This window comes from Novacetimonas hansenii, assembly GCF_014843995.1.
Lineage (GTDB): Bacteria > Pseudomonadota > Alphaproteobacteria > Acetobacterales > Acetobacteraceae > Novacetimonas > Novacetimonas hansenii.
In genome coordinates this window covers 510,537-523,107 of sequence record NZ_CP062147.1, presented here as the reverse complement: position 1 = coordinate 523,107, position 12,571 = coordinate 510,537, and the positions used below count along the sequence as shown (strand labels likewise).

7 protein-coding genes are annotated in these 12,571 nt (G+C 61.4%); 4 read left to right on the top strand and 3 right to left on the bottom strand.

Going from position 1 to position 12,571, the window contains the following annotated elements:
- The first annotated feature begins 195 nt into the window (after nt 1–195).
- Entirely contained in the window at nt 196–2,673 is a 2,478-nt protein-coding gene (locus IFJ82_RS02230; protein ID WP_192265468.1) for a TonB-dependent receptor, read from the top strand.
- A 542-nt stretch (nt 2,674–3,215) separates the two neighbouring features.
- Here IFJ82_RS02230 and IFJ82_RS02225 read toward each other — a convergent pair.
- Entirely contained in the window at nt 3,216–4,583 is a 1,368-nt protein-coding gene (locus IFJ82_RS02225) for an MFS transporter (RefSeq protein ID WP_225578742.1), read from the bottom strand.
- 63 nt (nt 4,584–4,646) lie between these two features.
- Complete coding sequence (gene panB, locus IFJ82_RS02220) at nt 4,647–5,429, bottom strand: 3-methyl-2-oxobutanoate hydroxymethyltransferase (protein ID WP_231105734.1); 783 nt, start codon at nt 5,427–5,429, stop codon at nt 4,647–4,649.
- Between the two features lie 775 nt (nt 5,430–6,204).
- Here panB and IFJ82_RS02215 point away from each other — a divergent pair.
- Nucleotides 6,205–7,110, top strand: coding sequence for a glucosamine inositolphosphorylceramide transferase family protein (locus IFJ82_RS02215; RefSeq protein WP_192265467.1), 906 nt, complete (start codon nt 6,205–6,207; stop codon nt 7,108–7,110).
- Nucleotides 7,111–7,767: 657 nt separating this feature from the next.
- Nucleotides 7,768–9,039: a hypothetical protein gene (locus tag IFJ82_RS02210; protein ID WP_408901708.1), complete on the top strand. Its 1,272-nt coding sequence runs from the start codon at nt 7,768–7,770 to the stop codon at nt 9,037–9,039.
- Between the two features lie 116 nt (nt 9,040–9,155).
- Here the strand turns inward: IFJ82_RS02210 and IFJ82_RS02205 are convergent, their stop codons facing one another.
- Nucleotides 9,156–9,821, bottom strand: a complete 666-nt coding sequence (locus IFJ82_RS02205; protein WP_192265466.1) for a preprotein translocase subunit YajC — start codon at nt 9,819–9,821, stop codon at nt 9,156–9,158.
- A 472-nt stretch (nt 9,822–10,293) separates the two neighbouring features.
- On the opposite strand from IFJ82_RS02205, the gene IFJ82_RS02200 reads away from it, so the two are divergent.
- Nucleotides 10,294–12,381 (top strand): AAA family ATPase, encoded by a 2,088-nt coding sequence (locus IFJ82_RS02200; protein ID WP_003621456.1) that lies wholly within the window; start codon nt 10,294–10,296, stop codon nt 12,379–12,381.
- The last annotated feature ends 190 nt before the right edge of the window (nt 12,382–12,571 follow it).

The following is a 12,571-nucleotide window of genomic DNA, read 5'->3' as shown; positions in this document are numbered from 1 at the left end:
CCATTTCCGCGTCCGCCATGCGCCCGATCGGTACTGCGCATATTTCACCATGATTTCAGGGCTTACGGACCTGATCGAAGGTATATTATATCGCCTGCGCATTTCTTCCAAGGTGGAAAGCCGGGGACGGCGCTATTGTCATATTTCTGAAACATCAACATTTTCAAACGTTTTTTGCCAAGGAAACCGCCCTCCATGATCCCCCGCGCCCTTTCCCCGCGCCGCCCGGCGGGCACCTGCGCCATGCCACGCCATGTGCTGGCCGCCGTGATGGTCGTGATGGGGGGGACGAACGGCACCACATGGGCGGCCACCCTCACCCCCGTCCCGTCCCCTCCCGGCGGGCCGTCACCTGCCCATGCGGCAGGGCCGCGCACACGCCATCTGGCCGCCTCCACCGCGCCCGCAACCACAGATGTGCGTACATCCGCGACCACGCCCGCACTCACGCACGAACACATTTCCGTAACCCAGGCACACCCCCACGGCCACCAGCCCGGCGGCGGCCTGCTGCGGGAGGAAAAGGCCCCGAAATCCGTCAGCACCATCGGCACGGATTTCATGGACAAGCAGGCCCCTTCGGCCACGGCGTTCGACATGGTCGCGATGTTGCCCGGGGCCAATGTCGCGACATCCGACCCGCTTGGCTTCTCGCCACAAACGAACATCAACGTGCGCGGCATGGGCGGGGATTCGATCGGCTACCTGCTCGAAGGGATGCCGCTGAACGACATTGCCTATTATAACGGCTATCCGGGACAGTTCGCGGATACGGAGAATTACCAGACCGTCTCCCTTGCCCAGGGGGCGGCGGATCTTGATGCCCCTGTGCTCAACGCGGCGGGCGGACTGATGGAAATGACGTTCCGCGACCCGGCCGAACATGCGGGCGGATATGCCGACGTGTCATATGGGTCATACAACACCAACCGCGAATTCCTGCGGCTGGAGACGGGAACCCTTGGCCATACCGGCATCCGGGGCTTTGTCTCCTACTCCCACGGCTATACCGACAACTGGCGCGGGGCGGGGCATGACGAACGCCAGCATATAGATTTCAAGTTCCTGCGCGACTGGGGCAATGACAACCGCGTCTCTCTCATCGGGACATGGAACACGATGGTCGCCAGCTACTATCCGCTGGTGGACAAGGCGGACTGGAAACAATCGGGGCCATTTGGGGCGGCGAACAACCTTGCACGCACCTATGACCCCAATGACGCGGCGGGCGGAGCGGATTACGCGCCGCTGTACCGGCAGCCCGAACGCATCTTTTATGTCGCCGCCCCTTCGCACTTCAGCCTGACGCACGGGCTGCGGCTGAAGATGACGCCCTATGCGCAATGGAGTTATGGCAACGACCCGTCGGGCACGACGCTGGCGGATGCCGGGATGTACGCCGAAGGGCAGGCAACACCACGCGGCGTTCCCGGCGTGGATGATCTGGTGCGCGCGAACTGGACGCAGAACAGCTATCGCGCCGGGGTCAACGCCACTCTGGACTGGCACATCGCCAACCATGACCTGGTACTGGGCGCATGGTACGATTATTCCGACGACAATGAAAAACAGCCCTTCACCGCCGTCAGTGCGAATGGCACCGCCGCCGATATCTGGGTGGACCGTATCAGCCGCACCATCCTTACACCCGACGGGCGGCAGCTACAGGCGGGTGGTTTCCATTCCATCGCGCAGACCAACGCCCTGTATGCGGGGGACCGGATGACGTTCCTGCACAGGCGCCTGCACCTTGAGGTCGGGTTCAAGGACGTGATGCTCGACCGGCATGGCAGCACGACCGACGCCGCGTGGAACCAGACCAACGTGAGCAGCAACACATCCATCCCCCTGCCGCGCATGGCCATCAGTTACCAGATCACGCCACGCCATCAGGTGTTCTTCAACACCACGACCAGTTTCCGCACCCCCGATGAATCCGCGCTGTTCACCACCTACAGCCCGATTACCGGCGCACTCGACCCCAGCAGGGTAAAGAACCAGTATTCCGTGTCGGAGGAGCTGGGCTACCGCTATTCCGGGACGTGGCTGATGGGGGGGGTCACACTGTTCAACTATGACTTCACCAACCGCGAGATCCAGACCACCATCGACGTGAACAACGCGACCGTGGCCTCCACCCTCAATGGCGGGGGACAGACGACGCGCGGCGTGGATGTGGAGGTCGGGACCCATCCGTGGCACCACTGGAGCCCTTATCTGTCGGGGGAATACCTGCACGCCACCATCGACAATGACATTTCCGCCAATGGCGACCTGCTGCCTACGCGCGGCCTTACGGCGGTCAACAGCCCCACACTTCAGGCGTCTGCGGGCCTCAGCTATGATGACGGGCATTTCTTTGGCATGGCGAGCGTCAAATATGTCGGCCACCAGTATGCGACCTTCATGAATGACGAACGCCTGTCGGACCATACCACCGGCAACCTTGCATTCGGATACCGCATGGACAGCCATTATTTCCTGTCACGTCCCGAATTTCGCATGAACTTCATCAACATCACCAACCAGCATTACCTGTCCGGTGTCGCCGCCCCCACCTTCAACGCCCGCGACACCACAGGCGTGCATGGCACCACCATCGCGGGGCAGGCGCCGACCTATTACGTGGGCGGCGGGCTTGCGGTCCTGTTTACGGCCTCGACCGGATTCTGAACGCATCTTTGGAACGGACGACGTGATGAAAGAACAGGAGAGCGTCTGAAAACAAACCGTTGATAGACAATAGAAAAAGATTTTTTGGTGTCGCCCTTCGATCGCAACAAGGCGATGTCTTCCGAAGCTTTTTGAAAAAAGCTTCACCAAAAACTTTTATGATTTCACGATCTTGTCGGACTTACCTTTTCAAACAGTCTCTAACAGGCTGTCGGGTTGGAAGCCAGAATGGACATTATTCATAAATTATGAGAATATATTTCTGTTTTTGTGTTGTAAATTCTATTATTTTTGTAATTTCAGAAATATTTCTGCGTAAAAAATCCCAATCCGGCAGCCTGCCAAGAAAATGGATAATACCAGACATTAGTATATTTTTTGAAATTCGATGTCCTGCAAAGATCTTTGGGAAAATATTTACTGAAAATTTTATCATTCCCACAGATTACGGCTTTAAATTTTAAAAACGTCCTTTCAGGATTTTCCCGAAAAACCCTGGAAATATTGCATTTTCGAACGAGGTCGGCGACAGCCAGAGACTTCTATTCTTTTCTCAACAGCCTTCCGGCATCCGTTGCCGGACGCGGGCACAACAGCAGCACGCCCACCCCGGCCGCCACGAAGGCACAGGCCGGGATTGCCAGAAACCCGATCCCGATCCCTGCACGCGCCCCCGCCGCCTGTGCATGATCGCCCGCCACCAGCCCATATCCTGCCAGCAGCCACGCCAGCATGCTGCCCCCACCATCAAAAGCCAGTTTCGACGCCGTGGAGTTGAGCGCCCATGCCAGCCCCGCCGTACGCACGCCGCTGGTGCGGGCGCCCTGCTCCACATATTCCGCCAGCAGTGCGAAGCAGGCCGGATTGCACAGGCCAAGGCACAGGCCAAACAGGCACATCGCCACCACCGTTACCGGCCATGATGGCGGGCACATCCATGCCAGCGCCAGCCACGTCCCGCACAGGCACGTCCCCACCCCCATCAGGCGCCGGTTGCCGCACCGCCGGGCAAGGGCCGCGCCACATACGCTGCCGCACAGGCCCAGCACATTCATCGCGCCCAGTATCCAGCCCGCGTCATGGTCACTGCCGCCAAGCACGAAGCGCACGTAATAAACCAGCGCACCAAACATGAAGGTCGATCCCAGCATGACGAGGATCATCGCCCCCGTCAGGCGCAACCACCCGCCATTGCGCAAAAGCGCACGCGCCAACACACGCACGGGCTGCCGGTCGCGGTGCGCGCGGGCGCGTTCGTGGCACAGCGTGGCCACAAGCCCCAGCAGGGCGGCGACCACCACCGCAACCATGACCATGAACAGCATGAAACCATGCCGCCGGTCGCCATGGCCCAGCCAGTCCACGGCAGGCAGTGTCAGCACCGCGATCAGCAGCGTACCGCACCCTGCCCCCACCATGCGCGCGCTGGCAAGGCGCAGGCGGATGGCGGGATCATCCGAAATCAGGCTGGTCAGCGCGCCATAGGCTGTGTTGGACACGCTATAGGTCACGCACAGGCCCATGTAGGTGAGACAGGCCCAGACATAACGTGCAATCCCCCCCGGGCCGCCAAACGGCACAAAGGTCAGCACGATCATGGCGGCAAACGGCAAAAGCCCGATACGCAACAGCGGCAGCGCCTGACGTCCCGCCGGGCGCCGGTCGATCACCACCCCCACCACCGGGTCGGCCACGATGCTGATGGCGCGCGCGCACAGCAGGATCACCGCCACACAGGCCGGTGGGAACAGGCAGATGTCGGTATAGAAATATTCCAGGTAGCTGAGCATCAGCCCCCAGATGATGTTGAACGCCAGGTCCCCCGCGCCGAACGCCAGCAGTTCACGTCGGCCAAACGCGGGCGTTCGCGCCGCATCCGCCATGGCAGGGGAAAGGGGAAGGAGCTGCACCACACCGTCTCTGCTTCAGCAAGGTATCAGCATGGCATGCTTCCCCCCACCCGTCGATCCTCCTTACCCGCGTGTACCGAAACACTGCGCATCGGTGGGAAAGCGGCGGTTACGCACGTCATCGGCATAACGGCTGGCGGCGTCCTCGATCACGGACCCCACCTCGGCATAGCGCCGGACGAAGCGGGGGGTGAAATCCCCGAACGCCCCGACCAGATCATCCACCACCAGCACCTGTCCGTCGCAGGCCACCGAGGCCCCGATGCCGATGGTCGGCACCGAAAGTTCACGCGTAATGGCGCGCGCCACGGGTTCGACCGTGCCCTCGATCACAATGGCGAACGCCCCGGCTGCGGCAATGGCGTGGGCATCTGCCGTGACCTTCGCCGCCTGAAGCGCATCACGCCCCTGCGTGCGGAAACCGCCCGTGGCGTTGACCGCCTGCGGCATCAGCCCGATATGCCCGCATACCGGCACACCGCGCTGTGTCAGGAAACGCACCGTGTCCGCCATTTCCGCACCCCCTTCAAGCTTCACCGCACCGCAGCCCGTCTCTGCCATGATGCGTGCGGCATTGCGGAATGCCTGCGCGGGGGATTCCTGGTACGATCCGAACGGCATGTCCACCACCACCAGCGCACGCTGCGACCCGCGCATGACCGCGGCGCCATGGGCGATCATCATGTCCATCGTAACGCCAACCGTACTCGGCAGGCCATAGACCACCATGCCCAGGGAATCCCCCACCAGCATGACATCCACATGCGCATCAAGCCGCTGCGCCATGGATGCGGTATAGGCCGTCAGCCATACGCCCGGCACCTCGCCCTTGGTCACGTCACGGATGGTACGGCGACGTGTCTGTGTGGTGGTACTCAATCAAGCCTCCTGCCAAAGGGGCGCAAGGAAACCCGGCAGGGCCCGCGCCACTGCACCCGGATATCGCAGCACGAACGTCCTTGTAAACATACGCGAAAACATACGGGCGATGGCAGGGGGCGGGGGCAGGAGGCGGGGGCGGTCGCGCGGGGACAAGCGCCAAGGCTTTCGAATCCCCATGCGAATCCCCATGGCACGTTCCCGTCCCCCATGACGGGATGGCGTCATCGACATCCCCGATGCAGATATGTCCGAGATACCCTGAATAAAGCGACCCGGCCCCCAGCAGCCCCCTTCCCCCAAGGCCCTTTCGCGGTTTTGTCCCTGCCCGACCTCCATGCACAGGGCCACAGCACAACAGGGCCACGGCCATGACCACGGCGGGGAAACGCATGACCGCCCCCCTGACGCACCCGCCTTTTGCCGGACATGGCCTCTGCGCCTTGCCGGTGCGCGGAGGGTGAAATATGTGATAACCGGACATGCGATCCGCGCCAGTCGGCAGTCCGGGCCTTTGGTCGGAACTATGATCAGGGCAAGCGCCCGGAACAGCCGCGCCGAATATCCGGTGCAGGCAGGTCCATGCCCCGCACACCCGCCGCGTGCGGGAAATGACCCGGACACACAACGCCATCGCACAGGGCGCAGAAGGCAGGACGCAGGACGCAGGACGCAGGACGCAGGACGCAGGACGCAGGACGCAACGGTGCCTTCACCTGTCATTTCATGAAAGGACACGACATTGGGACTGGGACGCACCGACATCTGGCGCACAGGGATCATCCATGCCCCCATGACGCAGGTACTGCGCGATGGCGTGGGCGCGCATCCGGTTACATGGATCGACAATCCTGGCCCATTCCGCTTTATCGCCGACCCGTTTGGCATCTGGCGGGGCGACCGCCTGTATGTCTTTGCAGAAGCATATGATTACCGCGTGAAGGTCGGGCGCATCGACGTGTTCGTGTTCAACCGCGCGCTGACGCTGCTGGAACATTGCCCGGTTCTGGTCGAACCGTGGCACCTGTCCTATCCCGTGATCGTGCCCGACCTGGACGGCACAATTTACATGATGCCCGAATCCGGCCGTTCGGGACGACAGAACCTGTACCGCGCCACCGATTTTCCCTATCGCTGGGAACGGGTGGAGATGTTCGAATTCCCCGGTGCCGCCGTCGATGCCTCCCCCATTTTCCATGACGGACGGTGGTGGATATTCCACGCCCCATGGGGCAATTCCCCCATCGACCGTATCAGTGAACTGCACGTTGCATGGGCCGAACGCCTGATGGGGCCATGGCATCCGCATCCGGGCAACCCCGTGCGCCGCGACATCCGCAGCACCCGCCCCGGCGGCACCCCCATCATGACGGATAACGGGCTGGTACTGCCAACGCAGGAATGCGCCGCCACCTATGGCGGGGCGATCACGCCACTGCATATCACCACCCTGACACCCCAGCGATTCGAGGCCAGGGCCGCGCCGTCCCTGCACGCGCCCGCGGCCTTCGCCCCGTTTACTGACGGGTTGCATACGCTGTCGGCCGCAGGGGATGTGACGCTGTTTGACGCCAAACATACCGATCCCTCCATCGTGCGACGCGCGCTGGTTGATCTTGACCGCCTGCTGCTACGTCGCAGATCATGACCCTGAATTCATTAATACATTGATATGTAATAATAAAGATGTTGCCTTTTCCCCGGACAGGGCAACATCTTGTCGCAGCATATGGGACAACGCCGCCCCCAGAACATTTATAATTTCAGCATGTTACTGACACTGTCTTTTACCAGCTTTTACCAGCGCCGTTTTTGTTTAAAGACCGTTTGAAAACAACGCATTGTCCAGAAAATGGAAACATTTTCAGGCGTGACCTGGGTCTTTGTGCAAATACCATGTCTTTCAAAGCTTCGTGGAAAATATCTCCCAAAAAAACTTCATTATTCCATATGGTTATTGGAATGGACTCTTTATGTAGCCCTTAAACCGCCCCCATGATGCAACAGTTACCCATACCCGAAGTAGAAATGTCAGGGAGCGGATATTTTTTCCCAATACCGCGACCATGACAGTGGTATAGCCATTCCCGGACAGAAAAAGTCAGTGCCTCCTGACCTGATATATTATATCCAATTCATTGGAAATATACCCATCCCGGTCACGCCATGTTTCGCACGGGACACGTCACATTACACAGACATCATGAAAGATCGTGCTGTCTGCATCGACATCTGGCAGGCATGCCCTGACCAACCGCCATTCCCGTGTCAGGTGGAAAGTGCGACCTGTCCTATTTTTAACTTGATGTTAAGAACTGTTATCAATAAATATAGGCAGGCATCCTCCGCAACGGGGTTCCCCCCGTCCGGTTGCTGGCCGCGACGCCATCCGTCGCGCACCTATGTCCCCGGCATCCATACGTCAGGCCATGCCTGCACGCGGGATGCCGCATCAACCGCACACCATACCCACACCATCGCGGGCCATGGCTTCATACCAACCATGCGCCCCGCCAACTCGGCTACTGACCCTCCCTGCCCGCCGGACCAGACCCCATGGGCCAAGAAGGATCTTATGATGCGCGAAACCCACTGCACCCGGGCCGCCTGGCACCTGACCCATTCACGTCCGGAAATGCTGGTTGACTATTTCAACCCGTGGACGCCGATGTCACGGCAGGTCAGCATGCTGACACACCGTTTCAGCGTGGTTGCTGCCCTGTGCGAACAGGTTGGCGCGGATGACGAACTGGTGGTGTTGCGCAATGCACTGGCCTTTCACCTGCTGCGTGCGGCAACCTGGTGGCGCATCGACTTTGCCGCGCCACGCGTCGCAGGCATGCCCACCACGCGTTTCATGGCCCATATCCATGCCCATATCGACCGCGTGGCCGAAGATGAAAGCCTGTTTGACGTCCTGACATGGCAACATCACATGCGCCGTGGCGATACGTCGCATGTCATGGTGCTGGGTACCGACCCGCTGTGCCGGGGGGGGACGTCCATCCTGTACGGACTTGACGGGCAAAGGCGCTTTCGCTTTGCCCTGCGCGAGGATGGCGCAGGCAGGGGCGTGGCATGGGATGCGACGGCGCACGGGGATTTCGTATCCACCTGCCTGGACGCACGCGCGCGCCACAGCATGGTCGAAACCCGTAACGAGGCATTGGGCGAATGGGAAGACGCACGCATCGAACATGCACGCGCGGCGAAATACCACATGCTGCATTTCCGGCAGGATACCTCACGCCCGGTCATCGACCGCTATATCGAGGTTCTGGGCGAAATGACGCGCTGCCGTTCGCGCTTTGGCCGGTTTGAATTTGGCAACATCCTGAACCACATTGCCTTCCTGCTGGTGCGCGCGGCGCATGAACGGCAGGTGTCCGTCGCCAGTGTCCTGCGTGAAGGCACGGCGCAACCGATCAACCTGCGCGTGGCCAACAGCATCAAGAAACGTGCCCGCGCCTATGTCGCACACGGGGTGGACCCGTTATTGCAGGATGGACTTGATACGATGCTTGACAGTGTGGTTTCGGGATATTCACTGTCCGGACAGGTACAGGAATCCGAATAAAGGCGCGGGGTATCGCCCCTTTTCAAAAGGACGATACCCCGCGAAACCTTCTGGAAAAAAGACCCTGCCGCAACCGCCCATAACGGGCGGCCCCGGCGGGGCCGTCATCTGCATTATCAGGGCGTCTGGCGCGGTGCGCTGGCGCCGGGTGCCTGCGTCACGGTGGCGGACGGGGCGATGACGCGGTTCATCACCTCGAACGACACGGCGTCGGTCACGGTGACGTCAACGGTATCCCCCACCTTCAGGGTATTCAGGAAACCCTGCATCGCCTTTTCCCCGATCACTTCCGTGCGGGTGATCTCGTCAGCGTCCTCAAACGTGATCTGGTGCCTGGCGGGGTCCACCGCCAGCACATGCACCCGTTCGCGGCGGTTCGACACCAGCATGCCATGCGGGTGCAACCCGGCATATCCCTTGGCCGAGGTAATGGTCGATTCCGGCGGCTGCGTACCGGGCGGGACGATGGACGCGGCGATCGTCTTGAAGAAACGGATGTTGATCTTGTCACCTGCCTGCAGGCGCGGAACATTGCGGGCCTCGGGCGGGACGCGCACGGTCACGAGATCACCTGTGTGGTCACGCAACAGCACTGTTCCCGTCTCGTGATCCACGCTTTCCACCGTTGCGGAGGACACCTGATTCCCCACGATAACCGACGTGTCGGCCTGTGCGGGATGCGGGGCGGCGACCGTCGCCATCACACCAAGCGACAGCGCCGCAAGGCCGGGAACAAAAGCGGACGACACATAGCGCGCGACCGCCGGGATCTTGATTTTCATATGGCTCTTTTCCGTCCAGAATCCAGGTTCTTGTAAATGCCTGCCTTCCCCACCATAGAGGCGGGCCAAGGTCTTGATCCAATACCGTATCGTACCGACATAAGGGTTAAGACGCTGTTTGAAAAGTCTGCCTGAAAAACATCACGCATTCACAACCAGGGCTTTTTGCGGCGCTTTTTTCAGGAAGTCCCGCAAAAGACGTCGCATTTTTTGGGGAAAGATGACGTCTGGGGAATTTTTTCTTTTTCTATCAACAGGTTGTTTCCAAACAGCCCCCGGAACACATCATCCAGGACAAACCCCATGACGGGTGGGGTGCTTCCTCCTTGCTGGCGTGCAAACGTCAGGCATGGCGCCCGGTTCAGTGCGCATCCCGCAAGGCAGCCCCGAGGCGGACGCGGGGGGTGCCTTTTCGCACGACATTTTTTACCATGACCCGTATATTCCACCCAACAGCAGGAGATCCGACCCGATGCCGCTTGCCAAAAGCAGACGCCCGGCCCATCGCCGCGTACCCACCGCGCGCCCGTCGCGGGTAAAGGGGGACATGCGCCGTCTGCTGGACATGCTGTGTGCGTTGCATGGGTCGATCCACCGTGGCGCGCGCGATGCGGGGTCGCTGGTGCGGTGCGCGGTACAGGCGCAACCCGACCTTGGCCTGCCGGACAAGGCCCTGCCCGCCATGATCCGCCGCGACGGCGACGCCCCCCCCACCGCGACCGAATGGAAACGTCTGGGCCATGCCCTGGAAGAGGCACGCGACGCGCAGGCGGGGCATGGCGGCTACCTTGATGCATGGCTGTCGGAACTGCGTCGCGCGACGGGTCTGGACGATGCGGCGACCGATATCCTTGGCCTTGCGATGTGTTATCGCCTCAATGGCCATTTCGAGCAGTTGTGGGACGACCTGTGTGAAAACCGCTCCCGCGGGCCATTCCTGTGCGAGGACATCTCGCTGCTGCACATGCTGCTCAACCGTGCGGAAATGGAAATCGCCGCCGCCCTCGCCCCAGAGGGACAGTTACGCATGAGCGGGCTTATGAGCGTGGACGAGGATGGCGACATCACGCTGCTGCCGCGCCTGATGGCGTTGATGAACCGGCGCGCGCGCGTGGTGGGCGACATCCGTTCCCTCCTGCTGGGACAGCCACGCGGGGCAAGCCTGCCGTGGGAGGCGTTCGCCCATCTTGGCGAACAGGGCGAAATCGCGGCCAAGGTGCTGGCTGCCGCCGTGCGCGACCATGCGCCGGGCATCAACATCTTGCTGTATGGCCCCCCCGGCACGGGCAAGACCGAATTCGCGGCAACCCTTGCGGCACAGATCGGTGCGACACTGTATCCGGTGGGCGAGGCCGACAGCAGCGGCGACGAACCCTCCCGCCATGAACGGCTGGCGGACCTGCGGTGCAGCACGCGCCTGTTACGCAACACATCCTCCGTCCTGCTGTTTGACGAGGCGGAAGACCTGTTCACCACCGGCCTGTTCGAGGCCCCGCAATCCTACAGCCGCGTGTTCTTTCACCGGTTGCTGGAACAGGGGGGAACGCCGGTGATCTGGACGGCCAACGATCTGGAAATGCTTGGCCCCGCCATCGCGCGGCGCATGTCGCTGTGTATCGAAATGCGCCAGCCCGGCGTCGCGGTGCGTGCGCGCCTGTGGCAGGACATGGCGCAGGAGGAACAGGTGCCCCTGACGCCCGATACCGCCGCCCTTCTGGCGCGCGCCATTCCCGCCCCGCCTGCGATCCTGCGCAATGCGCTGCGTTCGACCCGTCTGGCGGGTGGGGATTCCACCATGGTCTGCACCATCGCCACCGGCATCACGCAGGCCGCGTCGGCAGGGCGGGTGGTGATGCCGCCGCCGGGCGGGGATGCGCCGTATGACGCCTCTTTGGTCAATGCCGACAGTGACCTTGCGGGGCTGGCGGCGCGCCTTTCGCGGCCGGGCGCACCGCGCGCGGTGTCACTGCTGCTGTCGGGGCCACCGGGAACGGGCAAAAGCGCGTATGCCCGCTACCTTGCGGATATGATGGAGCTTCCGGTCCTGCAAAAACGCGCCTCCGACCTGCTGGACAAATATGTGGGACAAAGCGAACAGAAGATCGCCGCCGCCTTTGCCGAAGCACGCGACACCGGCTCCTTCCTGATTTTCGACGAGGTGGACAGCCTGCTTGGCGATCGCCGCGCGGCCGAACGTAATTGGGAGGTCAGTCAGGTGAACGAAATGCTGACATGGATGGAAAGCCACCCGCTGCCGTTCGTATGCACCACCAACCTTGCCGCCCGCCTTGACCCGGCCAGCATGCGCCGCTTCCTGTTGCGCGCACGTTTCGACTATCTCACGCCACAACAGGCACGCCATGCGTTTGAACGGTTCTTTGACCTGCCCGCGCCCGAGGGGCTGAACCGGCTGCGCACGCTCACCCCCTCGGACTTTGCCCTGGTGGTGCGCAGGCAGGCCCTGCTGGACGTGCCTGCGACGCCGCAGGCGATGCTTGACCTGCTGGTGGCGGAAACCAGGGGGCGCGAAGGCAGCCAGACCATCGGGTTTTCGATGTAGGAACGCAGGGGTTGGGGCAGGTGCAGGCGCTGCGGCCCCTGCACCCCACGATCAGGAAGGGTGCGGGACAAAAAATCCCGGCATCACCGCAAGAGGCTGTTTGAAAAATCAGGCCCAATACCATCCTGAAATTATAAAGGTTTTTGGTGAAGCTTTTTCCAAAAAGCTTCAGAAGACGCCGCCTTTTTGA

Bases quoted from the DNA above. Each gene is read 5' to 3' on its own strand.
- IFJ82_RS02200 (WP_003621456.1), top strand. From the start codon at position 10,294: ATGCCGCTTGCCAAAAGCAGACGCCCGGCCCATCGCCGCGTACCCACC.
- IFJ82_RS02230 (WP_192265468.1), top strand. From the start codon at position 196: ATGATCCCCCGCGCCCTTTCCCCGCGCCGCCCGGCGGGCACCTGCGCC.
- IFJ82_RS02210 (WP_408901708.1), top strand. From the start codon at position 7,768: ATGTTAAGAACTGTTATCAATAAATATAGGCAGGCATCCTCCGCAACG.
- IFJ82_RS02205 (WP_192265466.1), bottom strand. From the start codon at position 9,821: ATGAAAATCAAGATCCCGGCGGTCGCGCGCTATGTGTCGTCCGCTTTT.